At 39.8% G+C, this 25,970-nt stretch carries 22 protein-coding genes; 16 read left to right on the top strand and 6 right to left on the bottom strand.

Annotated features, from left to right (window positions below):
- Position 1: 1 nt before the first annotated feature.
- Positions 2 to 934 carry an IS5-like element IS17 family transposase gene (locus A3K93_RS07690; RefSeq protein WP_081408502.1) on the bottom strand — a complete coding sequence of 311 codons (933 nt, stop codon included), beginning with the start codon at positions 932 to 934 and terminating at the stop codon, positions 2 to 4.
- A gap of 250 nt (positions 935 to 1,184) precedes the next feature.
- Here A3K93_RS07690 and A3K93_RS07685 point away from each other — a divergent pair, with 250 nt between their 5' ends.
- The 4 genes from A3K93_RS07685 (at position 1,185) to A3K93_RS07670 (ending at position 5,463) form a co-directional block, all read left to right on the top strand.
- Positions 1,185 to 2,942 (top strand): GspE/PulE family protein, encoded by a 1,758-nt coding sequence (locus A3K93_RS07685; protein WP_067730439.1) that lies wholly within the window; start codon positions 1,185 to 1,187, stop codon positions 2,940 to 2,942.
- Between the two features lie 78 nt (positions 2,943 to 3,020).
- Positions 3,021 to 3,380, top strand: a complete 360-nt coding sequence (locus A3K93_RS07680; RefSeq protein ID WP_067730437.1) for a NirD/YgiW/YdeI family stress tolerance protein — start codon at positions 3,021 to 3,023, stop codon at positions 3,378 to 3,380.
- Between the two features lie 105 nt (positions 3,381 to 3,485).
- The gene (locus tag A3K93_RS07675; RefSeq protein WP_067730435.1) at positions 3,486 to 4,160 is read left to right on the top strand and encodes a response regulator transcription factor; all 675 of its coding nucleotides are present in this window, start codon (positions 3,486 to 3,488) and stop codon (positions 4,158 to 4,160) included.
- On the top strand, positions 4,153 to 5,463 hold the full coding sequence (locus tag A3K93_RS07670; protein ID WP_067730433.1) for an ATP-binding protein: 1,311 nt from the start codon (positions 4,153 to 4,155) through the stop codon (positions 5,461 to 5,463). The genes A3K93_RS07675 and A3K93_RS07670 overlap by 8 nt, the downstream gene beginning before the upstream one ends.
- A 76-nt stretch (positions 5,464 to 5,539) precedes the next feature.
- Here A3K93_RS07670 and hemP read toward each other — a convergent pair whose 3' ends face one another.
- Positions 5,540 to 5,710, bottom strand: a complete 171-nt coding sequence (gene hemP, locus A3K93_RS07665) for a hemin uptake protein HemP (RefSeq protein WP_067730432.1) — start codon at positions 5,708 to 5,710, stop codon at positions 5,540 to 5,542.
- Positions 5,711 to 5,847: 137 nt separating this feature from the next.
- Here hemP and A3K93_RS07660 point away from each other — a divergent pair, with 137 nt between their 5' ends.
- Positions 5,848 to 6,693, top strand: a complete 846-nt coding sequence (locus A3K93_RS07660) for a (deoxy)nucleoside triphosphate pyrophosphohydrolase (protein ID WP_067730430.1) — start codon at positions 5,848 to 5,850, stop codon at positions 6,691 to 6,693.
- 238 nt (positions 6,694 to 6,931) lie between these two features.
- On the opposite strand, the gene mrcB is transcribed toward A3K93_RS07660, so the two are convergent.
- Complete coding sequence (gene mrcB, locus A3K93_RS07655) at positions 6,932 to 9,319, bottom strand: penicillin-binding protein 1B (protein ID WP_067730428.1); 2,388 nt, start codon at positions 9,317 to 9,319, stop codon at positions 6,932 to 6,934.
- Positions 9,320 to 9,549: 230 nt separating this feature from the next.
- Between mrcB and A3K93_RS07650 the strand changes: the two genes are divergently transcribed.
- Both A3K93_RS07650 and A3K93_RS07645 read left to right on the top strand, forming a co-directional pair.
- The gene (locus tag A3K93_RS07650) at positions 9,550 to 10,452 is read left to right on the top strand and encodes an NAD(+) kinase (RefSeq protein WP_201787398.1); all 903 of its coding nucleotides are present in this window, start codon (positions 9,550 to 9,552) and stop codon (positions 10,450 to 10,452) included.
- Positions 10,453 to 10,455: 3 nt separating this feature from the next.
- The gene (locus tag A3K93_RS07645; RefSeq protein ID WP_067730424.1) at positions 10,456 to 10,722 is read left to right on the top strand and encodes a YeaC family protein; all 267 of its coding nucleotides are present in this window, start codon (positions 10,456 to 10,458) and stop codon (positions 10,720 to 10,722) included.
- Between the two features lie 117 nt (positions 10,723 to 10,839).
- Here A3K93_RS07645 and A3K93_RS07640 read toward each other — a convergent pair whose 3' ends face one another.
- Positions 10,840 to 11,841 carry a glycosyl transferase family protein gene (locus tag A3K93_RS07640; RefSeq protein WP_067730422.1) on the bottom strand — a complete coding sequence of 334 codons (1,002 nt, stop codon included), beginning with the start codon at positions 11,839 to 11,841 and terminating at the stop codon, positions 10,840 to 10,842.
- A gap of 412 nt (positions 11,842 to 12,253) precedes the next feature.
- Between A3K93_RS07640 and A3K93_RS07635 the strand changes: the two genes are divergently transcribed.
- A complete protein-coding gene (locus tag A3K93_RS07635; RefSeq protein ID WP_067730416.1) occupies positions 12,254 to 13,594 on the top strand; it encodes a dicarboxylate/amino acid:cation symporter in 1,341 nt (446 codons plus the stop codon).
- A 148-nt stretch (positions 13,595 to 13,742) separates the two neighbouring features.
- A complete protein-coding gene (locus A3K93_RS07630) occupies positions 13,743 to 14,885 on the top strand; it encodes an acyl-CoA dehydrogenase family protein (protein ID WP_067730412.1) in 1,143 nt (380 codons plus the stop codon).
- A 55-nt stretch (positions 14,886 to 14,940) separates the two neighbouring features.
- Here the strand turns inward: A3K93_RS07630 and A3K93_RS07625 are convergent, their stop codons facing one another.
- Positions 14,941 to 15,459, bottom strand: a complete 519-nt coding sequence (locus A3K93_RS07625; RefSeq protein ID WP_067730410.1) for a DJ-1/PfpI family protein — start codon at positions 15,457 to 15,459, stop codon at positions 14,941 to 14,943.
- Positions 15,460 to 15,926: 467 nt separating this feature from the next.
- On the opposite strand from A3K93_RS07625, the gene pheA reads away from it, so the two are divergent.
- From pheA to A3K93_RS07605, 4 genes are all read left to right on the top strand, one after another.
- The gene (gene pheA, locus A3K93_RS07620) at positions 15,927 to 17,036 is read left to right on the top strand and encodes a prephenate dehydratase (protein WP_067730408.1); all 1,110 of its coding nucleotides are present in this window, start codon (positions 15,927 to 15,929) and stop codon (positions 17,034 to 17,036) included.
- 67 nt (positions 17,037 to 17,103) lie between these two features.
- Positions 17,104 to 18,195: a histidinol-phosphate transaminase gene (gene hisC / locus A3K93_RS14990; RefSeq protein WP_067730407.1), complete on the top strand. Its 1,092-nt coding sequence runs from the start codon at positions 17,104 to 17,106 to the stop codon at positions 18,193 to 18,195.
- Between the two features lie 3 nt (positions 18,196 to 18,198).
- Positions 18,199 to 20,442, top strand: a complete 2,244-nt coding sequence (locus A3K93_RS07610) for a bifunctional prephenate dehydrogenase/3-phosphoshikimate 1-carboxyvinyltransferase (RefSeq protein ID WP_067730405.1) — start codon at positions 18,199 to 18,201, stop codon at positions 20,440 to 20,442.
- A 98-nt stretch (positions 20,443 to 20,540) separates the two neighbouring features.
- Positions 20,541 to 20,912 (top strand): hypothetical protein, encoded by a 372-nt coding sequence (locus tag A3K93_RS07605; RefSeq protein ID WP_067730402.1) that lies wholly within the window; start codon positions 20,541 to 20,543, stop codon positions 20,910 to 20,912.
- A 47-nt stretch (positions 20,913 to 20,959) separates the two neighbouring features.
- Here A3K93_RS07605 and A3K93_RS07600 read toward each other — a convergent pair whose 3' ends face one another.
- Positions 20,960 to 21,592 carry an alpha/beta hydrolase gene (locus tag A3K93_RS07600; protein ID WP_067730400.1) on the bottom strand — a complete coding sequence of 211 codons (633 nt, stop codon included), beginning with the start codon at positions 21,590 to 21,592 and terminating at the stop codon, positions 20,960 to 20,962.
- A gap of 129 nt (positions 21,593 to 21,721) precedes the next feature.
- Between A3K93_RS07600 and yaaA the strand changes: the two genes are divergently transcribed.
- The 3 genes from yaaA (at position 21,722) to A3K93_RS07585 (ending at position 25,914) form a co-directional block, all read left to right on the top strand.
- Complete coding sequence (gene yaaA, locus A3K93_RS07595; protein ID WP_067730398.1) at positions 21,722 to 22,504, top strand: peroxide stress protein YaaA; 783 nt, start codon at positions 21,722 to 21,724, stop codon at positions 22,502 to 22,504.
- A 1,010-nt stretch (positions 22,505 to 23,514) separates the two neighbouring features.
- Entirely contained in the window at positions 23,515 to 24,837 is a 1,323-nt protein-coding gene (locus A3K93_RS07590; protein ID WP_067730396.1) for an NCS2 family permease, read from the top strand.
- Positions 24,838 to 24,912: 75 nt separating this feature from the next.
- On the top strand, positions 24,913 to 25,914 hold the full coding sequence (locus A3K93_RS07585) for an adenosine deaminase (protein WP_067730394.1): 1,002 nt from the start codon (positions 24,913 to 24,915) through the stop codon (positions 25,912 to 25,914).
- Positions 25,915 to 25,970: the final 56 nt, after the last annotated feature.

The following is a 25,970-nucleotide window of genomic DNA, read 5'->3' as shown; positions in this document are numbered from 1 at the left end:
TTTAAGGCGTAACTTGGGTAAGTGGTCGACCTAATTCCGTAAATCTGTTGAGGACTGCTACACGTGCATGAATTTCATTCACCTGACTAGGAAAGCTTCTTGCCATTAATTTATCGCCTAATAATTTGATGCAATGCATCTTGGTTTCCACCAAACTGCGGCGATGATAGCCTGACCATTTTTTCCATAATGTCCTGCCTAAACGTTTAACTGTTCGAAGTAATTCATTTCGCTCTAGCGAGCTACTTTTTGTATCTTTCCATGGTTTCGCATTTTTTCTAGGTGGAATCACCGCATGTGCTTGCCGATCTGCAATAACCTGACGGCATTGCTTGGTGTCATAAGCTCCATCGGTATAAACAGAGTCAATCTGCTCATCTTGTGGAATCTGATTAAGTAAATCACCAAGCACCTGTGAATCACTGACATTATTGGTTGTGAGCTGAATAGCGCGTATTTGTAGGGTTTTGGCATCTATACCAATATGTAGTTTACGCCATTGGCGACGATATTCAGCTCCATGTTTCTTGCGTTTCCATTCGCCCTCACCTAGAAACTTCATGCCTGTAGAGTCTACGAGTAGATGCAGCCCATCGCTACTTTTTTGGTAGCTGATTGCAATATCAATATGCTTTTGTCTTCTACAAAGCGTACTGTAATCTGGTGCGGTCCAATTTAATCCGCAAAGTTTAATCAGACTTTGCACAAAGCCAGTGACCATACGTAAAGATAGACGGAATAAGGATTTAATCATTAAGCAGCATTGGATGGCTGCGTCGGAGTAGGTTTGATTTCGCCCTTGTTTGCCTTTTGATGGCGCATACCATTGCGTAGCAGGATCAAACCAAATGGCAATATTTCCGCGACTCATGAGTGCTCGGTTATATGCGGGCCAATTGGTTGTGCGGTAGATTTTCTGTGTAGGCTTATTCATTTGGAAATTATATCGCTGAAAAAGCCTTTACAGATAGGTTTGTGCAACAAAGCCATCTAGATAAATTAATGAACACATTTTTGATTAAAGAAATGAGTCTTAGATGGAACAGAAATTGTGACAAAGTATGTAAGTTAATTTTAGAAAAACATCTCAAATTTCATTTTTGAAATGGGTGATGGTGATCCGAGCCTAGATATAGCATCCCTAGAATTTCTGCTATAGTTATCCTAGGTTTGGGGACAGAATAATGAAATTTGACTTTGATATAGACACCACTTGGTGTTTAGACCAACTTTTAAAAGAAAATAAAATCACTGAACGTGATCGCATGCTGATACAGACCACGCATCGTCAACGTGAACAGTTAAAATGGCATCCCTTACAATGGATTGCGCATTTCAATTTAGTCGATCAAAGTCATCCTCAATCTACTTTAACATTAAACAGACTCTGCCAATGGTTATCTGACAAGTCAGGTCTACCATTTTATATTATTGATCCACTCAAGGCAGATGTTCAGGCACTCACCAATGTCATGTCTCAGGAATATGCACAGCGAAATCGTATTCTTGCAGTAGAAATTTCACCAGAACAAGTCTTGATTGCAACAGATCAGCCTTATCGCACCGAATGGATGTCGAATCTAGCGCAGAATATTGCACCGAAACGAATTGAGCGAGTACTACTTAGTCCTGATCAGCTCCAGCGGTATATGGTGGAATACTATCAGGTGAGTCGTGCAGTCAGCGGTTCACAAAAGTCAGCCAGCTATGACCGCGAAAATAAAGGCGTAGAAGCACTACTGCAATTAGGTGATACCCAAAATCCTGATGCCAATGACCAACATATTGTAAAACTTGTCGACTGGGTCTTGCAGTTTGCTTTTGAGCAAGGCGCTAGTGATATTCATATGGAACCGCGCAAAGATACGGGAAAAATCCGCTTCCGTATTGATGGGGTATTACATACGATTTATAACATGCCCGCAAACACACTGACCGCGGTGATTTCGCGAATCAAAATTTTAGGTCGTATGAATGTTGCGGAAAAACGTAAGCCGCAAGATGGGCGTTTAAAAACCCGTACACCAAAAGGTCAGGAAACAGAATTACGTTTATCGACATTGCCAACAGCATTTGGTGAAAAACTGGTGATGCGTATTTTTGACCCTGAAGTGCTGGTTCGTAGTTTCCAGCAATTGGGTTTTGAAGGGCATTTGCTGGATGAATGGAAAAATTTAACCAGCCATAGTCATGGCATTATTTTGGTTACAGGTCCAACGGGTTCAGGTAAAACCACCACGTTATATTCAACTTTGAAGCAATTGGCGACCGAAGAAGTCAACGTTTGTACCATTGAAGACCCGATTGAAATGTTGGAACCAAGTTTTAACCAAATGCAGGTAAATACAGGGATTGACTTGGGCTTTGCTGACGGGGTTCGGGCGCTGATGCGTCAAGATCCTGACATTATTATGGTGGGGGAGATTCGCGATCACGATACAGCCAATATGGCGATTCAGGCTGCTTTAACAGGACATTTAGTCTTATCGACTTTACATACCAATGATGCGCCGTCTAGTTTAACCCGATTGCATGATTTAGGGGTACAGCCATTTTTAACTGCCGCCACAATTTTAGGTGTGTTGGCTCAGCGTTTGGTCCGTACACTTTGTCCGCACTGCAAGCGTGAAGGTTTTATGGAAGAGCAAGAATGGCAACATTTAACCGGTGACTACAAAATTACCCGTCCTGAATTTGTCTTTGAACCTGTAGGTTGTGAAGAATGTCGACACACCGGTTATAAAGGTCGAGTCGGGATATATGAGTTTATGCCTCTCAGCTTAGATACAAAACACTTAATTGGTGAAAATGCCGATTTAAATCAGCTAAGAGCACAAGCGAAAAAAGAAGGCATTGAACCTTTAAGAATTGCAGGTGCTCGTAAGGTGATGGAGGGGATCACCACGATGGCAGAAGTGCTTAGAGTGGTGCCACTCAATTAAAAAATCAATCTTAAGATTCAATTCATCTTTGGCTGTTTTAATACTCACATCGAAACAATACAGTCAAAGGTAAAGAACATGAATACATTTATGAAAACGTTATTAATCACAGCAGCGATGAGTTCGGCAACCACTTGGGCTGTTGCGAATCAACCTGTGAACCAAACAGCATTTGCACAAAAGACCACTGTAAAACAGGCTTTAAGTTTAAAGGATGACAGTAAAGTTGAACTGAAAGGCTATGTGGTGAAAGCAATCGGTGATGAGAAATACCAATTCCGTGATGCGACTGGCGTGATCAATGTCGAAATTGATGATGAATTATGGATGGGTAAACCAATTTCTGCAAAAACACCAGTGACCATCATTGGTGAGATTGATGTAGATTATAAACCAACCAAACGTGTTGAAGTGGATGTTGATCAAGTTCGATTCTAATCGAAGCATCATGTCGTAAATACAAAACCACATGTTTTACAAAAAGCATGTGGTTTTTTTATATGAATCATATACAAGATAAATCAATTGTTTAGAGGGTGAATCATGCGGATCTTATTGGCTGAGGATGATGCGTCACAAGCAGAAAGTATCCAATCTTGGTTAGAAATGGATGGTTATGTGATTGATTGGGTTGCTCGTGGTGATCACGCGGTTTTAGCCATCGAACAGCATGAATATGATTGTATACTTCTTGATCGTGGACTACCGAAAGCCACGGGGGACGATATTCTGAATCAAATGAGAACATCAAATAAAAATACCCCAGTCATTTTTTTGACAGCTCGAGATCGTATTGAAGACCGCGTGCAAGGTTTGGACTTGGGTGCAAATGATTATTTGGTCAAACCATTTAGCCTTGAAGAACTATCGGCAAGAATTCGTGCACAGTTGCGACTTAAACAAAATACCGTAACGGATATTTTAGTTTGGGATAATTTAAAATTGGACTTAAAAGCCAAACAGCTTACCCAATCTGATGAGCTGATTCATCTGACTGCCAAAGAGTTTCAGATTTTATATAAATTGATGCAGAAGCCTGAACATATTGTGACCCGTGAGCAGTTGGAAGAATCTTTATATGCATGGGGCGATGAGATTGAGAGTAATGCGATCGAAGTGTTCATTTACCAATTACGCAAAAAAATTGGTTCAGACATGATCAAAACGATTCGAGGTCTCGGTTACCGCATGGCAAAGGCAGATACTCAGCATGGCTAAACGCATTTCTTTGCAAAGTAAACTTATTAAAAATGCATTGCTCAGTTCAGTCATAGCAGGCTTGATCGCATGGCTGGGTTTAATTGTGGTTTCAAGCTATCAAACAATGCAATTACATGATGAGTTTATGCAGGAAATTTCAGAATTTCTTACTGGAGATGTGAATCAAGCACGTGATACCCAAATTGATGAATTAAGTGAAGAATTTGAGATTCAATATGCCCTATATTTGAATGGCAAGATCTTAACGCAATCTGATGATCAAACTTATCATCATCCGATCCAAGCTCAAAAGAATGGTTACCGCTTTGAGTATAAAGATGGAAGACTTTTACGCATCTATACGGCTCAAAGTGATCAACTCCAAGTTAATGTCGTTCAGCCGATTTCTATTCGTTTTGAAGATGTTTGGCAAAGTATCTTGAGTTTTGGTTTATTGCTTTTGTTTTTATGGCTTATTCAATTGATCATGCTGTATGTCTTGGTCAAAAGACAGCTCAAGCCTTTAAATGATATTTCCCAAGCCATTTCAGCAAAGTCAGCCACAGATTTAAGTCCCATTCAGAATACGGAGCCACAAGTTCAAGAGTTAGAGCCGATCGTCCAGCAACTGAATCGCATGTTGTCGCGTGTTGATCAAGCTTTACAAGCCGAGCAACGTTTTACTGCCGATGCGTCGCATGAATTACGATCACCTTTGTCGGCAATAAATTTGCGTTTACAAGTGTTACAGCGCAAATATCAGGACCAGACCGCCCTCAAACAAGATTTAAATACCATCCAGACAGATGTGAATCGTGGTACGCAGGTACTTGAAAATCTATTATTGCTTGCTCAACTCGATCCAACTGAACAATTGACTGAGCAAAAGCAAACAGTAGATTTAGAGCAAATCACGATTGAAATCCTGAATGATTTTGAATCTTTAATTCAAAAGAAGAATATTCAGATTCACCTGCATTTAAACCATATGCAAATTCAGGCACACAAAGATTTTATGGTGATTGCGCTGCGTAACTTTATAGAAAATGCATTGAAATATACGCCTGTCAATGGTGATGTTTATTTGCAAGCTGGCAATAATCAGATAGGCCAATATCTACAAATTGAAAATTCAGGGGAGGGCTTGTCTGAAGATGTGATTTCACGTTTAGGTGAACGGTTTTACCGAGTTTTGGGGACACAAACACAAGGTTCTGGATTGGGATTGTCTATTGCCAAAAAAATTATAGATTTACATCATGCGAAATTAAGCATAGCAGCGTCAGAGCATGGTGGGCTAAATATTCATATTCAATTTTAAAATTACAACATAAAAAAAGCAGTATGCGCTGATTCATACTGCTTGTTACCACGTTTATTGTTTTGGCTTTTAATCGTTATTTGGTCAAAATCAATCGGTTATTACGTGTCAAACGTAAACGATATTCTTCTCCTGCATGCATGATGCGTATCTCACGACCGAGTGCAAATAGATTATTGGAATGTAACATAGGTAAGGCATGTTGTTGCTCATTGCTACGAGTGAAAAAGTTAAAAGGTGCGTTCATTCCATCGACTCCGTGGTGTATTATGGATTAATATAAATGATAATCATTATCGAATAGGCCTGTCAATCCTTTATTTTAGAATTCATAAAAAGGATTCCAGCGTATACACTTACCTAAAATTTTAATGATGTGCTGTTATGTCAAAGCCGAATATTCATGTCTCTATTGCGATCTTAAGATACCTTGATCAAATTCTTGTGGGCTGGCGGGAAGCCAAGCAACATCAAGGCAACAAATATGAATTTCCAGGGGGAAAGGTCGAGCAGGGTGAAAGTCCAGAACAGGCATGCACACGGGAAATTTATGAGGAAGTCGGTATAGACATTCAACAATGGCACAATTTTGATTTTATTCGCCATGAATATGAGGATGTCATAGTTCATTTACATTTATTTCATGCAGCAGTTCAGCCTGAACAGCTTCAACTGATTAAATCACCTTGGACTTGGTATGACCGCGAACAACTGTGCACATTGAATTTTCCTAAAGCCAATGATGCGATCATTCAACGTTTGGTTTGGCCTAAACATATTATGTGTAAAAAAGATTTAGATTCACTCAAAGATTTAAAAACTGATGCACAGTTATTGTTGAATATTGAACCTTATTCAATTGAGCTTAATGAGTTGAATGAACTACAAACAGATTTAGTTGATCAATTGATTCTTTGTTTCAAAACTTTTAAAGAACTAACAAATGAACTTCAGACAAAGCTAAAAACGATTTATCTGTCGACCGATGATCTTTACCAAACCGCGATTGAATTACCACTAGGGAAACGTGTTATTGCTCAATGTAGTGATCTTAAGGATGTAGAACGCTTAATGCAGTTAGGAGTAGATGCGATTGCAATCACTGTAGGTGAAGGCGAAGTATTCAATTCGAAACAAATTCAAGATTTAAAGGAAAAGGTGAATATCCCTATCTTTACTGCTTTAGATGCAATGAATAGTGATTTCACAGAACTTAAAAGAGTAGATTAACGAGTCACCTTTCTATTAATTCACTTGATATTATCGAGGGAAATCATACTTCTCTAGGGAAGTATGATTTTTTCACGCTTAATTTCAGGATATTCATACGGTGTAATGACAATGCCATCCGGTGTGGGAACATTGTTATTTACATGTACTGGGGTACTTGGTAGTTGTGGTGATGAGATTTGAGTATTTTGACATGCAGAACAGCCAAGTATCATGCTAACTATAAAGATAAACTTCTTCATTCTGCGCTATAACTCCCGCTGGAAAGAATTAGAGTTTCGCCCGAACGGTTATCGCCATAATCCTCACTTTCTTGAATATAACCACCTGATCCATTGCTAAACGGATCGACAGGTTCTTCACTGTTAATATCGTATGGTTCAGGTGCATGTTCAGTAATGCCACAACCTGAAGATTGATTTGGCATTGAATGACGTGTCAAAGGAATATATAGCGCACCTGAGCAACCTTTACCTGAAAGTTTACCTGTTGCACCATCAATCCATTGCCAAAGTACATCATTTGGCTGTGTTAAATTAACCGGTTTTAAACGTAAATTCTTCATCACATTAATCCACACGGGTAATGCACCTGACGAACCTGTCAAACCAGTGACTTTGTTATTATCTAAACCTAACCAAACCACCGTTAAATAGTTGCCTGAGTAACCGGCAAACCATGAGTCACGAGTATCATTGGTTGTCCCTGACTTACCCGCTAGACCCAAACTTTGTGGTAGGGTGGCATAGGCTGCACGACCTGTACCTGAACGCATCACTTGCTGTAAGCCATTATTTAGGATATAGGCAGATGATGGATCTATCGTGGTTTGTACTGTCATGCCGTAGCGCTCTAAAGATTGACCTTTAGCATCGACGACATTACGAATCGCACTAATTGGATGTTTAAAGCCACCTGAAGCGAAGTTGCCATAAATGCTCATCACTTCCATCGGGGACATATTCACTGCACCTAAATAAATAGATGGATAAGATGGAATTTCAGAAGTAACACCAAACTTTTTCAGCTGATTAATAAAGTTAGATAGTCCAAATTCTTGGGCTAGACGAACAGCAGATAAATTATAAGAATTTGCTAAGGCTTGCGATAAAGGCACGACACCATGCGGACTGCCACTGTAATTACGAGGTTTCCATGCTTTGCCATCACTTTGAATACTGATTTCTGAATCTTCAATTGGACTTGCAAGCGTATAGCGATTTGATTCAATGGCACTTAAATAAATAATAGGTTTAAGCAGTGAACCCACTTGACGCTTGGCATCAATTGCACGGTTAAAACCTGTAAAGTCTTGGGTTGAACCGACAGCAGCAACCAATTCACCATTATCAGGATTGGTAATGAGAACTGCACCTTGTAAATCCTGTAAGCGTTTAGGGTTAGCTTTACTTAAGTTGGCAACACTTTGCTTAAAGCTTTCCTGAATACGTGTTTGCGCTAAAGGATCTAAAGTTGTGAAAATCTTTAAGCCCTGATTGGTGATATCACCCTCTTGATATTCATGGCGTAATTGACGACGTACAATATCGAGGAAATCTGGGAAGCGAGCAGGGCCAAGTGTTGGTTTAGAAATAACACCCAATGGACGTGCAATTTCAGTTTCGTATTGAGATTGGCTTAAATAACCCATCACCAACATATTATGCAAAACTACATTACGACGGTTTTTTGCACCTTCTGGATTTTTCCAAGGGTTATAGAGTGTAGGACCTTGTACCAAACCGACTAAATAGGCTTGCTGTGCAATATTGAGTTCTTTCAGTGGCAAGCCAAAATAGAACTGAGAAGCCAAGCCATAACCATTAATAGAATAGTTACCATTTTGACCTAGGTTCACTTCATTTAAATAGGCTTCTAAAATTTCATTTTTATCGTAATGAAGCTCAATTAAAAGTGCCATAAAGGCTTCATTGGCTTTACGTTTAATCGTACGTTCAGGCGATAAATAGAAATTCTTCACCAATTGTTGGGTCAGGGTCGAACCACCTTGGCGTTTGCCACCTGTCACGTTGCTGACAATCGCACGTGCGATACCGCGTGGTGATACACCATGATGCTGATAAAAATTACGGTCTTCAGTCGCAATTAAGGCTTCAATTAAAGGGCGCGGAACTTTATTGAGTTTGATCAGTACACGGTCTTCATTATGCTGTGGGTAAATACCACCAATCAGCATCGGTTCAAGGCGTACCATTCCTGTTGATGAAGGTTTAGTTGCACTTAATTCTGTGATTTGATTATTGTTAAACCCAATTTTTAGAACTTGTTCAGGTTCAACACGATCACCAAAGTCAAAACCACGGGTATGGACATAGTAGGTATTGCCTGATGTCACATAACTACCGGATTTGGTATAACTATCTGAACTGTTGTAGCCTAAAAGTCGAAGTTCTTCTAAGAAATCTGCTTCACTAATGGGCGCATTTGGATACAAATCCATAGGACGTGCAAAGACCTTAGCGGGAATATCCCAGCGTTGTCCCTCAAATTTTTCACGTACAATATTGTCTAGGCGAATCAAATAGATACTAAAAGCTACAAATGCAGAGATCACCAAGACTGAAAAAATTAAGGCAATCAGTCCTAAGCCACGTTCAGATTTCATAAATAAAGATAAGAACCTTCTAAATTCTGCTAATCATGCGAAGCTTTTGAGATTTTTGCAATATTTAAACGTTTTATTAAGGTAAAAATTAAGATCAGTCAGACGAACTTTGCTTGTATTTGGTCACAATTTTATAAGAATTTTCCAGTGACTTGGCTGTGTTAGTGATTGTCAATCTACCTTAGCTTAATGCTATTATAGAGTCGAATCGTAGTGGAGCGACACGACAGGTGATATTTTCACATAAGACATTTCGAAATATTGGTTTAGTAGGACGACCCGATAAATCCTCTGTAGTTGAAACACTATGTCTTATTCATGATCATCTGCTGAATTTAGGTTTGCATCCTGTCTTTGATGCAGATACAGCAGAATTAGTACCCTATAAAAATACCCAAACTGTAAGCCGAGCATTGCTAGGTGAAGTGGTTGACTTGGTGATTGTGGTTGGCGGCGATGGTTCGTTGCTACATGCTGCACGCGCATTGGTGAAATATAATATTCCTGTGATTGGTGTAAACCGTGGGCGTTTAGGCTTCTTAACGGATATTAAGCCGACCGAAGTGATCTTTAAATTGGATCAGGTGCTGAAAGGTGAGTTTCAGCTCGAACGCCGTTTTCTGTTAGAGATGGAAATTCGAACCAAAGGTGAAACCATTCATGATGCCATCGCGCTAAATGATATTGTTTTACACTCAGGTCGTTCGGTGCATATGATTGACTTCGAATTAAATATCGATGGTCAGTATGTTTACCGCCAACATAGTGATGGTTTGATTATTTCAACACCTACAGGTTCAACGGCATATGCATTGTCGGGTGGTGGTCCAATTTTACACCCAAGTATGGATGCCATTGCATTGGTGCCGATGCATCCGCATACCTTGTCTTCAAGACCGATTGTGGTCGGTGGACAAAGTGAGATTCGTTTAGAAATTCGTGAAAACCGAATTTTACCTATGGTCAGTGCGGATGGACAGAACAGTGTGGCGCTGAATGTCGGCGATACTATCCATATCCGCAAGCATCCATTTAAATTGCATTTATTGCACCCACCTGGTTATGACTTCTATATGGCTTGCCGTACCAAACTTGGGTGGAACCGTGATTTTGACTATTACAATCAGGATTAACAAATGAATATTGAAAAAATGCTAGCTGTACTCGATCCTGAGATTGTAGCTCGTCTACGTACAGCAATTGAAATTGGTAAATGGCCCAATGGTGTGGCACTGACTGCCGAGCAGCGCCAGACCTGTATGCAAGCGGTCTATGCATGGGAAATGAAAAATCTGCCTGAAACTGAACGTAGTGGTTATATTGACCGCGGGACTAAAGAGGAAGATGAACACTGTGATTCTCATGTAGAAGAACCAGAGTTTAAGCCTATTCGTTTCATCTAATAAATGAACAAAAAAAGGACCGAATTTCGGTCCTTTTTTATTGAGCAAATATTATATAAACCGTGAAATATATTTTAAATATTGAAAGGTTTAAAAATATGAATAAGTTCTGTCAGATTATGCCATGTTACGGTTAAGCCATAGTTGTTTGGCATGTTGCATGGCTTGTTCAAAGTTAGGAATTTTACCCATGGTATAGAGGGCAATCCCCATAGTTTCTACGACCGCAATCTCACCATATTCATGAGACGCATGTCCTAACCACACTTGTTTAAAGAAATCTAAATTTAGTTCTTCTTCGATCGGACTGCGGTTATCTGTCAGTTTAGGTAGCTCATGTTCATACATTTCCCCCTCCTGAATACCGCAAATTAACGTCTTTGCATCTGGATTACGTTCAAATTCACCACCTTCGCCTTTAATCACGGCACTGTTCTTATAGCCGAGTTGATAAGCCGCTTTTTGATGTGAGCTACGATAAGCAGGATGGAAGATCGCTTGTAAGGTGGCTTTGGCATTAAATGGGTTAATTAAACGAGCTAAGGTATGAATAGGAGAGCGAAGCCCCATCACATTACGAAGGGAAATTAATTCTGAAAGAATCGGCGAAATAACCTCTAAAGGTATGTATGCAAAGTGATTTTTATTAAGTTCTTGTTCAACTTCATGGTCGTTTTTACATATTGGATAGCCTAAAAACTCGAGGACTTGTTCGGTATACACTCGGTTAATGGTATGTCCTGAGGCACCATGCATCACAATGTTATAACCATTTTTTGCAAGTGTCAGTGCTGCCAATATAAACCACGGATAATGTTTGCGCTTACCTGCATAAGATGACCAATCTAAATCTACATCGAGTGATTTAAAGTTCAACTGATCACGTGTCGCTTGTACAAAACCAGTAAGCTCATCAATTGATTCTTCTTTAACACGCAATAACATTAAAAAGGCACCAAGCTGAACATCGAGCACTTCATTTTTTAAGATCATACTGAAGGCTTGATAGGCTTCATCAAAACTCAGTGAACGTGCACCATTTTTACCTTTACCAATAATTCGCACGAATTGTGCAAATGGATGTTCAACGTCTTTATAGATATTTCGTTTGGTGTTCATATCAGTTCTTTCTAAAGCTTTGATGAAGTATAGGTATATTTTACGATGATATTGGTATTTTTTACGCTTATTTTAGGGGTTAAATTGCGATCAATTAGACGATGGTCTAGGTAAAATTGTTTACTATTTATTCAAACTTAACATTTCGGCTGAAACAAGTTGTAAAAAAACAGGTAAAATTCGCGCAGTTATTGTGTTTTCTTCATCTCCTGAACGTTGCTCTTGATCTTAAAACATTAAGGGTTTCTGTGATTTGTAATCACAACTACACATTTGAATCTCTCAGTACCAGATTTATCTCGGTACATAGGCGCTTATTTGTCTACGATAAATAAGTTTTAAGGCTGTTTATTTTTTAAATAGACAAAAACTGAATATTTCTAGTTATAGAAATATATCGTGAAGTAATGTCATGGCTAAGAAACCAATTTATAAGTCGCTCTATTTCCAAGTGATTGTCGCAATTATTGCCGGTATCCTTGTGGGACACTTCTCTCCGAGTGGTACCCAGATCATTAATGGTGCTGAACAATATGTCCCAGGTTTAGGTGAACAACTTAAACCACTTGGTGATGGTTTTATTCGTTTGATTAAAATGATCATCGCACCTGTGATTTTCTGTACCGTAGTGAGCGGTATCGCAGGTATGGAGAGCATGAAATCTGTAGGTAAAACAGGTGGTATTGCACTTCTGTATTTTGAAATCGTGTCCACAATTGCACTTATTATTGGTTTGCTGGTAATTAACATCGCAAAACCAGGTGTTGGCATGAACGTTGATCCTGCATCTTTAGATACTGCAGGGATTTCAAAATATGTAGAATCTGGTGCTGCACAATCAACCCTTGATTTCTTCATGAACATCATCCCAAGTACTGTGGTTGGTGCTTTTGCAGAAGGTGAGATTTTACAGGTTCTTTTATTTGCCATTTTATTCGGTTTTGCACTGCATCAATTGGGTGAAACTGGTAAGCCAGTATTGAAATTCATCGATCAAATTTCACATGTATTCTTTAACATCGTGAACATGATCATGAAACTTGCGCCGATCGGTGCGTTCGGTGCGATGGCATTTACCATTGGTAAATATGGTATCGGTTCATTGGCACAGCTTGGTCAATTGATTCTTTGCTTCTACATTACTTGCTTGCTATTCATTTTCATTATTTTAGGTTCTATTGCACGTATCTGTGGCTTTAGTATTTTGAAAATGATTCGCTTGATTCGTGAAGAATTATTGATTGTACTAGGTACATCATCTTCTGAATCTGTATTACCACGTATGTTGAAAAAACTTGAAATTGCGGGTGCTGAGAAATCAGTAGTTGGTCTCGTAATTCCAACAGGTTATTCATTCAACCTTGATGGTACAGCAATCTACTTAACCATGGCTGCGGTATTTATTGCACAAGCAACCAATACTCAGTTAGATGTGACTCACCAAGTAACCTTGCTTCTTGTTTTATTGATTTCTTCAAAAGGCGCTGCAGGTGTTACAGGTTCCGGCTTTATCGTGATGGCTGCGACTTTATCTGCAGTGGGTCATATTCCAGTGGCAGGTTTGGCACTTATCTTAGGTATCGACCGTTTCATGTCTGAAGCACGTGCATTGACGAACCTTGTTGGTAACTCATTGGCAACTTTGGTTGTGGCAAAATGGGTCGGTCAGCTTGATACTGAAAAACTGAATTATGCGTTAAATAATCCAGCTGCGATTGATGAACAAATGGTTCATGATAAAAACGCACACTGAGAATATTAAGTAAAAAAAAAGGAAGCTTCGGCTTCCTTTTTTATTGACCATGGAGTTTGAAAAAAATAACGTTGAGCCCATGACAGCGTCATCAAAACGCTATAGCCTGTGATACGTAAAGCAAAAATAACAGTTCAAGGATATAAGAATGCTCGCTTACGATGCCGATTTAGAATTATTCAAAGATAACTTTAAACGCTTTTTAGATGAACATGTGGCTCCGTATTATGAACAATGGGAACGCGAGGGTATGGTACCGCGTTCACTTTGGAATGCATTGGGTGAAAATGGGTTCCTTTGTGTCGATGTGCCTGAAGAATACGGTGGCTATGGTGTACCAACACATTATTCTTTGATGTTGATTGAAGAATCTGCACGTGCGGGCTATAGCGCAATTTCTACAGGTTTATCATGTCATTCTGATATCGCAGCACCTTATATCTTGCATATTGGTTCAGAAGAACAAAAGCAATACTGGCTGCCGAAAATGGCCACAGGTGAAGTGGTGGGTGCGATTGGCATGACCGAGCCAGGTGCTGGTTCCGATTTACAAGCCATGCGTACCAGTGCCATTTTGCAGGGTGATCATTACGTATTAAATGGTTCAAAAACGTTTATTTCTAACGGTCAGCATGCGGATTTAGTGGTACTTGCAGTGAAAACCGATCCACAAGCACGCGCCAAAGGTGTTTCACTTATGTTGGTTGATACCCATTTGGACGGCTTTAAAAAAGGCACAAACCTCGACAAGATTGGTCTGCATTCTCAAGATACTTCAGAACTTTTCTTTGACAATGTTAAAGTACCTAAAGAGCAATTATTAGGTAATGCAGGTCAAGGTTTTGCTTATTTAATGCAGGAATTACCACGTGAACGTACAGCGATTGCCGCAACAGCATTGGGCGCAATTCGTGGTTCAATTGATGTCACCACGGCTTATGTCAAAGAGCGTCAGGCGTTTGGTCAAGCCATTGGGCAATTCCAAAATACACGTTTCGTATTGGCGCAAGCAAAAATTGATGAATTGGCAACTGCAGCTTTTTATAACCAAAACCTAGAGTTATATATGCAAGGTAAGTTGGATGTAGAAACAGCTGCTGCACTCAAAAGTTTCTCTACAGACATGCAAATGAAAATTGCCGATAATCTTCTGCAGTTATTTGGTGGCTATGGCTACATGACTGAATATCCAATTTCACGTTTCTTTGTCGATGCACGTATTCAACGGATCTACGGTGGTACCAATGAAATTATGAAAGAGATTGTGGCACGAAGCATTTTGGGTCGCTAACCTTTCAGTGATAAAAAAGAGCCGATAACGGCCCTTTTTTATTTTTATTATTTGGTTATGAGCGCAAGACCTGTAGGCACTCATGGATAAAGATATTCAGATCAGCAGGGGCGCGTGAAGAGATAATTTGGTTATTATCATTGACCAATTCTGCATCATAATATTTTGCTCCACGATCCCTTAGATGCGGATAATGATCCCGAATGCTGGTAATCATGCGATTATTTAAAATATCTGCCGAGGCAAGCAATAGCGAAGCATCATCCAAACTAAAAATTTGTTTTTGAGCGTCATTAAAAGCTCTAATAAATGCTAGTGCATGTGGATCCTGACTAAACCATAATGCCGATTCTCCACCGGGGATCAGCAAAGCATCAAAATCATCGACGCGAGTTTGTGTAAGCTCACGATCAATCGTTACATGTGAACGCAGTTCTGATCCATAGACGATCTTTCCTGCATGATGCTCAATATTGCAAATGCTGTGGCGTGCAGCACGAAAGGCTTCCACAGGCAAGCAATAGGCATGGTCTTGATAATTCGAACTTACAAGTACAGCAATACGTTTAGACATTGTTGAACTCACCATTTGGCATTGACATCAAACTAGCGAGAAAAAATAAACAGTGTGTATATCCTTGTAATGTTTTACTTATTCCATGTAGCTATAAAACATATAAAAATTTAGACCAATTATATTTATTACATAAATGATAAAGTTTTTTAGAGCCAAGTTACTTTTAGCAATTTTCTGTTTTTATTGAAATTTTCATATTTCTAAAATCGTTAATTAGATTAAGAAATAATGATGATTCTATTGAAGTAAAATCAGTTAAGATGGATAAGTTAATATACAAATTTATAATGTGTATTGACAGAATAAGCTATTGAGAGTGTTACAGAAAATTTCAAATTTCAGCTTTTGTTGAAACATGCAAAACCTTTGTTGATTTCACAGAGATTCATGTTTGATTCTGTAACATTTGAAAGCGAACTATTGGTATACTGAAACAGATAAGATTTATGAAGGGCGACATTACAATGATCACCGACGATCAAAACACTACGACTTCTCTTGATTTGGCAAAAATTCGTGAAGATATCGATTCTGTTGATCAGCAAATCCAACAATTGATTAACCGCCGCGCACGTTTAGCAGAAGCTGTTGCAAAAGCTAAATTTGCAGCTGAAGAGAATCCACTGTTTTACCGTCCTGAGCGTGAAGCCCAAGTTTTACGTAATGTGATGCAGCGTAATGAAGGACCATTATCCGATACGACAATGGCGCGTTTATTCCGTGAAATTATGTCAGCGTGTTTGGCATTGGAAGCACCACAAAGTATTGCTTTCCTTGGACCAATCGGTACCTATACGCATTCAGCTGTTTTAAAACAATTTGGACACGACGCAGTTGTTCGTCCATTGCCAACGATTGATGAAGTGTTCCGTGAAGTTGAAGCGGGCAGTGCACATTATGGTTTAGTACCTGTTGAGAACTCATCTGAAGGTGTTGTCAATCACACACTCGACTGCTTTAAATCGTCACATTTAAATGTCATTGGTGAAGTCGAACTTCCAATTCACCATCAGTTCCTCGTGTCTGAAAATACACGCAAAGACAGCATCAAACAAATTTATGCACACCAACAAACATTGGCACAATGCCGTAAATGGCTCGATGCGCATTATCCTGGTGTTGAACGTGTTGCACTGAGCTCAAATGCAGAAGCTGCACGCCGTATTCGTAATGAATGGCATTCTGCTGCGATTGCATCTGAAATTGCTGCAAGCATTTATGGTCTTGAGATCATGCACAGCAATATTGAAGATAACCCAGAAAACACGACACGTTTCTTGGTGATTGGTCGTGAAAAAGTGCCACAAAGTGGCAATGACAAAACATCTTTACTTGTATCTGCACATGACCGTGCTGGGGCATTGCTTGAAATCTTAGCGCCATTTGCGAAACACAACATTAGTCTAACAAGTATTGAAACACGTCCAGCACTTCCTGAAAAATGGGCTTACGTCTTCTTTATTGATCTTGAAGGGCACGTTGAGGAAGAGCGCGTAAAAGCAGCGATTGAAGAAATTCGTCCGCTTGTGAAAGAAATTCGCGTATTGGGGTCTTATCCAGCAGCTGTACTTTAATTACAGCTCGATGTGGTCAGTGCGAGGGTGCTGATCACTGTTTTACACGTTAAATCGGAAGTATAAAATGTCGTTTGTTCCTGCCAATGAAGGTATTTCTAAATTAAAACCTTACCAACCGGGTAAGCCAATCAGTGAACTTGAGCGCGAGCTAGGGATTACCGATATTGTCAAACTTGCTTCAAATGAAAACCCTTTGGGTTGCTCTGAGCATGTGAAAACAGCTGTGGCTGCTGAAATTGCTGAAATCGGTCGTTATCCTGATGGCGGTGGTTTTATCCTGAAAGATCAAATTAAAACTGAATTTGGTTTTAACCATGATCAAATTACCTTAGGTAATGGTTCAAACGACTTGCTCGAAATTTTTGCTCATGCCTTTGTGTCTGAGAAAGATTCAGTTGTATATAGCCAACATGCATTTGCCGTGTATTCATTGGTGACACAAGCCATCAATGCCGAAGCGATCGAAGTACCTGCAAAAGGTTTCTCTCATGACCTTGATGCAATGGCAGCAGCAGTTAAAGACAATACCAAACTGATCTTTATTGCGAATCCTAATAACCCAACAGGGACTTGGTTCGAAGAAGCAGAATTTGCAGCGTTTATGGAAAAAGTACCTGCAAATGTCATTGTGGTACTTGATGAAGCCTATGTGGAATATTTCCCAGAAAACTTCAATAGCTTCAAATTCGTAGCGCAATATCCAAACTTAATCATCAGCCGTACATTGTCTAAGTGCTATGGTTTGGCGGCGCTTCGTGTTGGCTATGCTATTTCATCTGTTGAAGTGACTGATTTCTTAAACCGTATCCGTCAACCCTTCAACGTCAACCATTTGGCGATGGTTGCAGCGGTTGCAGCATTAAAAGATAAAGACTTCATTGAAAAATCTCGCGAAGTGAATAAAGCGGGTATGGCTCAACTGGAAGCTGGTTTTAAAGCTTTAGGTCTGAACTTTGTGCCTTCACGTGCTAACTTCATTTTAGTGGATGTTCAGGCAGATCCAGCGGCAACATTCAATGCACTATTAAAAGAAGGTGTGATTGTACGTCCTGTTGGTATTCCAAATCACCTACGTGTGACCATTGGTACTGAAGCTGAAAATGCGAAATTCCTGACTGCACTTGCGAAAGTGTTAGGTCGAGAGGCGAAAGCGTAAGTTATGCAGCCACTGTTTGAAAAAGTTGCATTCATCGGACTTGGGCTGATTGGCTCAAGTCTGGCGCGTGTCATTATCGCTGAAAAATTGGCAAATGAAATCGTTGCATCTACACGCTCACAGAAAACTTTAGATGATGCCAAAGCACTTGGTCTAATTTCTGCGGGTTATCAAAGCCCGATTGATGCTGTACAAGGTGCAGATCTTGTTGTTTTGGCATTACCTGTGCAAGCGACACAGACAGTTTTGGCACAAATTCAACCATATTTGGCTGAACATGTCATTATTACTGATGTCGGTAGTACCAAGGGTAATGTGGTTGCAGCCGCGAAAACGGTTTTTGGTGAGCAGCTGCCAGCAGGTTTTGTACCCGGTCATCCGATTGCAGGAGCTGAGCTGACAGGTGTACATGCGGGTAAAGTCGATTTATTTGCCAATCATAAAGTGATTTTGACGCCTTTACCGAGCAGCGGTGAATGGGCGGTCGAAAAACTGATTCAACTGTGGCAAGCCGCTAAAGCGGAAGTGATTTGTATGGATGTGGATAAGCATGACGAAGTGCTGGCACATACAAGCCATCTTCCGCATTTAATGGCTTTTAATTTGGTTGAGCAACTTGCTAACCGAGAAGACAATTTAGATATTTTTCGTTATGCAGCAGGCGGCTTTAGAGACTTTTCTCGTATTGCAGCCAGCGATCCACAAATGTGGCATGACATTTTCTTTGCCAATAAAAAAGCAATACTCAATGCAGTAGATGGATTTGAACAGCAATTGGCTGTCATTCGTAAACTGATTGAAGATGAAGATTCACAAGCTCTAATGGGCTTATTAGGACACGCGCAAGCCGCGCGCCAGCACTTTAATCACATGCTGGCGAAAAAACCTTTGATGGAGAAAACCAAAGTGACTCAGCAATTTACCATTTTACCGGGTGCTAAAAATTTCCAAGGTAAGTTTACTGTGCCAGGCGATAAATCTGTGTCACATCGTTCAATCATGTTTGGTGCGATTGCTGAAGGCACAACGCATGTGACAGGTTTTCTTGAAGGTGAAGACGCGCTTGCAACATTACAGGCATTTCGCGATATGGGGGTCAGCATCGAAGGGCCTAAAAATGGTGAAGTAACCATTCATGGCGTGGGTATGCATGGGCTAAAAGCACCGAAAACTGCGCTATATATGGGTAACTCAGGTACATCAATGCGTTTGTTATCAGGTATGTTGTCAGCGCAAAAGTTTGATTCGGTGATGACCGGTGATGCGTCACTGTCAAAACGTCCTATGGAGCGTATTGCCAAACCTTTACGTGAAATGGGCGCACAAATTCAAACCACAGGTGAACGTGGTACACCGCCAGTGTCTATTAGCGGTAATCAACAGCTAAAAGGAATTGAATACAATTTACCGATGGCATCTGCTCAGGTGAAATCAGGTATTTTACTTGCAGGTCTTTGGGCTGAAGGTGAAACGGCTGTGACTGAGCCTGAGCCAACACGTGATCATTCTGAACGTATGCTGCGTGCTTTTGGTTATGAGGTAAAAACCGAAGGTAACCGTATTTCACTGCAAGGTGGTGGAAAATTAGTAGGTACAAATATCCAAGTGCCATCTGATATTTCATCTGCTGCTTTCTTTATGGTGGCTGCTGCAATTACAGAAAATGCAGATGTGACACTTGAAGCGGTAGGCATTAACCCGACGCGTACAGGTGTGATCGAAATTTTGAAACAGATGGGCGCTGACCTGACTGTAGAAAATGAACGTATTGCAGGTGGTGAGCCGATTGCAGATATCCATATCCGTGGTTCACGTACCCTAAAAGGTATTCATATGCCGGAAGATCAAGTGCCATTGGCGATTGATGAATTCCCAGCACTGTTTATTGCAGCTGCATGTGCAGAAGGTCGCACGATTTTGACCGGTGCTGCTGAGCTTCGTGTCAAAGAATCAGATCGTATTCAAGTGATGGCGGATGGTTTGAAAACCATGGGCATTGACTGCACACCAACTGAAGATGGCATTATCATTGAAGGTAAAGGTAAAGTAGGTGAATGGGGTCCAATCTTTACAGGTGGTGAAATTGAATCGCATCATGACCACCGTATTGCTATGAGTTTCTCGATTGCAGGTCTACGCAATTCAGAAGAAATTCGTATTGTTGGTACTGAAACTGTTGCAACCAGTTTTCCTACATTTACTGAGCTGACTGCACGTGCAGGTTTGAATATTCAAGTGACCGAATAATTCGAAAAAGGTAACAAATAGCCAAGCTTTTGCTTGGCTATTTTGTTTATAGTAGCCTATGCTGAACAGTGATAATAAAAAGCTGATAGGATGGCATAATGCGAAAACTAAAATTTATGGCGAATAACAGTCAACAGTCGAATGAGCAAAGCACGCAACATACGCAAGATTATGTGGCGAAACTGCTTGCACAAGATTTAGAGAAATATGGCTTTAAGACGTTGCCGCAAAGTGGATCGCATATTGCTGTCAGTGTAGAAGAGCATGAATTACCTTTATCGATTAGCTGTGAGCATAAAGATAGTCAAGGGCATTTGGTCTGTGAGATTTCATCTTATCCTGAAGAAGAACAAGACTGGCTAGACCGGATTACCGAACAAAGTCTATTGAATCAATTAGCCCAAGCGGTTGAGAATACCTTAAAAGAAGATGAGAAATTTAGCGATTTCGAATGGAAGTATGATCAATAAGCTAATGATATAAAAAGCCCATCTGAAGATGGGCTTTTTATGTGAGCTTAATTCGAGATTAAGAAACGACTAATCGCAATGCGTAGCTGCTTTAAATAACCAGTAAAGAAATGGTTTGCTCCGGGCAAAATGGTCACCAAGTGACGTTGCGGTTTCGCCCAAGCGATTAAGTCAGACAATAAAGTAATATCGTCAGCTTCACCATGTAAGAATAAAATATCACCCTGAATGGCTGGGGTTTGATAATGACGTAGACCAGCCACTGTTGCAGTTGGTAAGCCGCATAAAATCATTTGTTTTGGGCGAAGTTCAACAGGCAAACTGTCATAAGATTTAGCCATCACGTGTGCACCAAAACTAAAACCACCAGCATAGAATGGCAAAGTAGTATGTTGTGCACGCGCATATTGAATGACAGTTAATGTGTCTTCAGTTTCACCGAAGCCTTCATTATGTACACCAGCACTTTCGCCAGAACCACGGAAACTTGGACGATAGACAATGCAGCCATGTTCTAAGAACATTTGCGCCAACAATGTGGGTACTTTGTGGTGAGGTGTGCCACCTTGCAAAGGGTGTGGGTGGCATACAACTGCGAATCCTTTCACGTCACCTTGTGGATAATCTACGAAAACTTCAATTTGACCAACGGGTCCTTGAATAAAAAGCTGTTCAGACATTGATGAAAATAGAATGGGATAACGGGAGAGCGCATATTCTACAGATAATGTTTATTAAAAACACAAATTGGCAAAGAAATAATTCAACTGATATAGTGCTTGCAACGAAAAAAATCACTTAGGATGGCTATGCTTGCACTTATTTCTCCTGCAAAGACATTAGATTACGAAACTGCATTACCCACAGACGAGTTTACACAAGCACGTTTACTTGATCATTCTCAGCAGCTGATTGAAGTTGCAGAAAAGTTATCTGCGACAGAAATTGCCAGTCTGATGTCAGTCAGTGAAAAAATTGCAAAGTTAAATGTGGAGCGGTTCCGTGACTGGCAGCCAGACTTTGACTTTTCAAATGCACGTCAAGCCATTTTTGCTTTCAAAGGTGATGTCTACACCGGTCTAGATGCCTATCACTTAAATGATCAGCAAATTCAGTATGCGCAGCACCATCTTCGTATGCTTTCAGGTTTATATGGTTTATTACGTCCGCTTGATTTAATGATGCCGTATCGTTTGGAAATGGGCACTAAACTTGCCAATCCACGTGGTGCAAACCTTTATGAGTTTTGGGGCAATATCATTACCGATTTAATTAATGCTGATTTGGCAGAAGCGAATTCTGAATTACTCGTGAATATTGCATCGGATGAATACTACAAATCTGTGAAGGAATCTAAAATTCAGGCACAAATTATTAAACCTGTATTCTTAGACCAAAAGAATGGCAAATATAAAATTATTAGTTTTTATGCCAAAAAAGCGCGTGGTTTGATGGCGCGCTTTATCATAGAAAATCAAATCACGACTATTGAGGATCTGAAAGGGTTCAATGTTGATGGTTACTACTTTGATGCCGAAAGTACGCTGAATGGAGAACTTGTATTCAAGCGCGATGAGCTTAACGCAGCCTAAATAAAATTTCAGACCAAGATTACAAAAAGTGATCTTGGTCTTTTTGTGCTTAAAATACGTATAAATGTTGAGTTAAAACAGATATTAAAATTTATAATAGTCACATAAACCCTACTTTTCATCGGTTTTTTTATTTTATTAATCCTTTAACTCTCATTTGGTGTAAGCACTAAAAGATACTGTACATGTCCTAAAATAAAGCATTTTACTTTTTGGGTTCTAGGTAGAAAATGCCAGTAGATCACCAAAATCAAGCATAATTCTTATAAAACATTTAAAAATTGCGTATAAAAATGCCAATACGAAAAAATTGCAAATATGAGATTTGTTATACGAGATTTAACATATTTAAACTGAAGAAAATCTAAAATACGTTACAAAAAATAGTTATAAATGTGTACCAAGTCACACTTATTATTGGTATTTTGTTAGCATAAATTAAAGAATGTAGACGTATTGCATATGGATATGAAGATATTTGTAGTGCCGATCATTGTGATAATTGTGATTTCCTTAGTTTTTTTTGTACATCGCCAAGCTGAGGTAAAGCGTCAGCAGGAGATCGAACGTGTTGTGAGTGATGCGAATCAATCTCTGAATTTGATTGAGTCCAATCGCCATACACATTAATGATCATAAAAATTCGGTAAGCCTAGCACTTTGAGTTGCAACGAGTTTTAGATTTCCGAATTTAATTTTAAATTTTGGAAGCATTCAAAAAACTGTGTGTTATAATTTCAAAAATTAAAAATCGAATTAAAATCTTACAATTGTAAGTAATTGATTCGATTAATCAAATTGAGCTGCATAAGAGTTATGCAGCTTTTTTATTTGATTTTTTCGGTTTTTAGTGTGCGATTATTCTATTTCAACGCTATAAGCTTTTGACCCGTCGAATAGCAATGCTGGCATTTTTGTTGCTAAGAGATTCATAGATAAGTGTTATTTAATAATTTCACGATATTTACGAAATGCTTAAAGCATAAAGTTTACTCTATAGGGGCTAGGTCATGACGACTCCTAATCCATCTTCTGAAAATATGCTAGAACGCTTATTTAAACTAAGCGAAAACAAAACCAGTTTTCGCACTGAGGTTCTGGCCGGTATAACCACGTTCTTAACGATGTGTTATATCATTATTGTCAATCCAATGATTTTATCCGAAACAGGAATGGATCATGGGGCTGTCTTCGTAGCGACTTGTCTTGCCGCTGCAATTGGCTGTTTTGTAATGGGTCTTATTGCAAACTATCCAATTGCACTGGCACCAGGTATGGGTCTCAATGCCTTCTTTACATATTCAGTATGTATGGGCATGGGTGTGCCTTGGCAAACTGCACTTGGTGCGGTGTTTGTTTCAGGTCTTATCTTCATTGCGATCAGCCTATTAAAAGTTCGTGAAGCCATCGTAAATGCGATTCCAATGTCGCTTAAATTTGCGATTGGCGGTGGTATCGGTTTATTCCTTGCATTGGTTGCACTAAAAAATGCAGGCATTATTGTTGATAATCCAGCGACATTAGTGGGACTTGGTGATCTTAAACAACCATCTGTTTTACTCGCTTTACTTGGTTTCTTAATGGTTGTGGTGATGCACCACTTTAAAGTGCGCGGCGCGATCATTATCAGTATTTTGGTGATTACTGCGATTTCAACTGCGTTAGGTTATAACCAATTCCAAGGCGTGGTCGGTGAGATTCCTTCACTTGCACCAACTTTCATGCAAATGGACTTCGCTGGCTTATTTAGTGCAAGTTTAATCGGTGTGATTTTCGTATTCTTCCTTGTCGATTTATTCGATTCAACAGGTACGCTTGTTGGTGTTTCACACCGTGCGGGTTTACTTAAAGATGGAAAATTACCACGTCTGAAAAAAGCATTATTTGCTGATTCGTCGGCAATTGTTGCGGGTGCAGCACTGGGTACTTCATCAACTACACCTTATATTGAATCTTCTGCGGGTGTTGCTGCAGGCGGTCGTACTGGCTTAACTGCAGTTGTTGTTGGTGTTCTTTTTGTATTGTGTTTATTCCTAGCACCGCTTGCTCAATCGGTTCCTGGTTTTGCTACTGCACCTGCTTTATTGTTCGTGGGTGTGTTGATGATTCAAGGCATTGTGAACATTGCATGGGATGATATTACGGAAGCTGTTCCAGCATTCTTAACGATTATCTTTATGCCATTTGCATATTCAATTGCGGATGGTATTGCGATGGGCTTTATCAGCTATGCACTTATCAAACTATTAACAGGTAAAGCGAAAACTGTACCGTATATGGTTTGGATTGTTGCAGCGCTATGGGCATTGAAGTTCGCGATGTTTGGTGGCTAAGCTACCCAAGCTTTCAAAAGGGTGTAAACTGAGTTTACGCCCTTTTTTATTATTTTAATTTTTTGAGGACTGTGAATGAGCCAACTTGCATTAATTAAAGCATTACCAAAAGCTGAGTTGCATGTACATATTGAAGGAACATTTGAGCCAGAACTCATGTTCGCCATTGCACAGCGAAACAATATTTCAATTCCTTACAAGTCTATTGAAGAAGTTAAACAGGCGTATAACTTTCATAATCTACAGTCGTTCTTAGATATTTATTATGCAGGGGCGAATGTCCTGATTCATGAACAAGATTTCTATGATTTAGCCTGGGCATACTTTGAAAAATGTGCGGCAGATAATGTGGTTCATACAGAAATCTTCTTTGATCCACAAACCCATACGGATCGTGGAATCTCTTTTGATGTGGTAATTCAGGGTTTAACTCGTGCAAGTCAGGATGCGCAGCAAAAACTTGGTATTTCTACCCACTGGATCATGTGTTTCTTACGTCACTTAAGTGAAGACGCTGCATTTGAAACTCTAGAGCAGGCATTACCTTATAAAGATCTCATCATTGGGGTCGGTCTAGATTCAAGTGAAATGGGGCATCCGCCTTCTAAGTTTGAACGTGTATTTGCAAAAGCTCGTGAAGAAGGTTTTCTTGTCGTAGCACATGCTGGAGAAGAAGGTCCTGCTGCATATGTATGGGAAGCCTTAGATTTACTGCACGTAAATCGTATTGATCATGGTGTGCGTTCAGAAGAAGATCCTCAGCTCATGCAGCGACTAATTCAGGAAAAAATGCCACTGACAGTATGCCCATTATCAAATTTAAAGCTTTGTGTGGTGAATGATATGGCGGAACATAATATTCGTCGTTTGCTGCAACAAGGTGTGCATGTGACCGTGAATTCTGACGATCCTGCATACTTTGGTGGCTATATGAATGATAACTTTATTGCGATTGCGGATGCCTTAGCGCTAACATCTGAAGAGTTAAAGCAACTTTCGGCAAACTCTTTTGAGGCGTCATTTATTGCTAAAGAAGAAAAACAAAAATGGATCAACCTGATTGAAAATTTGGTGTAAAATTCATTCCACTAAGGGTGGACATTGGTCCACCTTTTTTAATGTTGTGAAATGAA

The organism is Acinetobacter sp. NCu2D-2, assembly GCF_001647675.1.
Lineage (GTDB): Bacteria > Pseudomonadota > Gammaproteobacteria > Pseudomonadales > Moraxellaceae > Acinetobacter.
This window is presented reverse-complemented; position numbering and strand designations above follow the sequence as displayed.

Bases quoted from the DNA above. Each gene is read 5' to 3' on its own strand.
- A3K93_RS07690 (WP_081408502.1), bottom strand. From the start codon at position 934: ATGAATAAGCCTACACAGAAAATCTACCGCACAACCAATTGGCCCGCA.
- A3K93_RS07685 (WP_067730439.1), top strand. From the start codon at position 1,185: ATGAAATTTGACTTTGATATAGACACCACTTGGTGTTTAGACCAACTT.
- A3K93_RS07680 (WP_067730437.1), top strand. From the start codon at position 3,021: ATGAATACATTTATGAAAACGTTATTAATCACAGCAGCGATGAGTTCG.
- A3K93_RS07675 (WP_067730435.1), top strand. From the start codon at position 3,486: ATGCGGATCTTATTGGCTGAGGATGATGCGTCACAAGCAGAAAGTATC.
- A3K93_RS07670 (WP_067730433.1), top strand. From the start codon at position 4,153: ATGGCTAAACGCATTTCTTTGCAAAGTAAACTTATTAAAAATGCATTG.
- hemP (WP_067730432.1), bottom strand. From the start codon at position 5,710: ATGAACGCACCTTTTAACTTTTTCACTCGTAGCAATGAGCAACAACAT.
- A3K93_RS07660 (WP_067730430.1), top strand. From the start codon at position 5,848: ATGTCAAAGCCGAATATTCATGTCTCTATTGCGATCTTAAGATACCTT.
- mrcB (WP_067730428.1), bottom strand. From the start codon at position 9,319: ATGAAATCTGAACGTGGCTTAGGACTGATTGCCTTAATTTTTTCAGTC.
- A3K93_RS07645 (WP_067730424.1), top strand. From the start codon at position 10,456: ATGAATATTGAAAAAATGCTAGCTGTACTCGATCCTGAGATTGTAGCT.
- A3K93_RS07640 (WP_067730422.1), bottom strand. From the start codon at position 11,841: ATGAACACCAAACGAAATATCTATAAAGACGTTGAACATCCATTTGCA.
- A3K93_RS07635 (WP_067730416.1), top strand. From the start codon at position 12,254: ATGGCTAAGAAACCAATTTATAAGTCGCTCTATTTCCAAGTGATTGTC.
- A3K93_RS07630 (WP_067730412.1), top strand. From the start codon at position 13,743: ATGCTCGCTTACGATGCCGATTTAGAATTATTCAAAGATAACTTTAAA.
- A3K93_RS07625 (WP_067730410.1), bottom strand. From the start codon at position 15,459: ATGTCTAAACGTATTGCTGTACTTGTAAGTTCGAATTATCAAGACCAT.
- pheA (WP_067730408.1), top strand. From the start codon at position 15,927: ATGATCACCGACGATCAAAACACTACGACTTCTCTTGATTTGGCAAAA.
- hisC (WP_067730407.1), top strand. From the start codon at position 17,104: ATGTCGTTTGTTCCTGCCAATGAAGGTATTTCTAAATTAAAACCTTAC.
- A3K93_RS07610 (WP_067730405.1), top strand. From the start codon at position 18,199: ATGCAGCCACTGTTTGAAAAAGTTGCATTCATCGGACTTGGGCTGATT.
- A3K93_RS07605 (WP_067730402.1), top strand. From the start codon at position 20,541: ATGCGAAAACTAAAATTTATGGCGAATAACAGTCAACAGTCGAATGAG.
- A3K93_RS07600 (WP_067730400.1), bottom strand. From the start codon at position 21,592: ATGTCTGAACAGCTTTTTATTCAAGGACCCGTTGGTCAAATTGAAGTT.
- yaaA (WP_067730398.1), top strand. From the start codon at position 21,722: ATGCTTGCACTTATTTCTCCTGCAAAGACATTAGATTACGAAACTGCA.
- A3K93_RS07590 (WP_067730396.1), top strand. From the start codon at position 23,515: ATGACGACTCCTAATCCATCTTCTGAAAATATGCTAGAACGCTTATTT.
- A3K93_RS07585 (WP_067730394.1), top strand. From the start codon at position 24,913: ATGAGCCAACTTGCATTAATTAAAGCATTACCAAAAGCTGAGTTGCAT.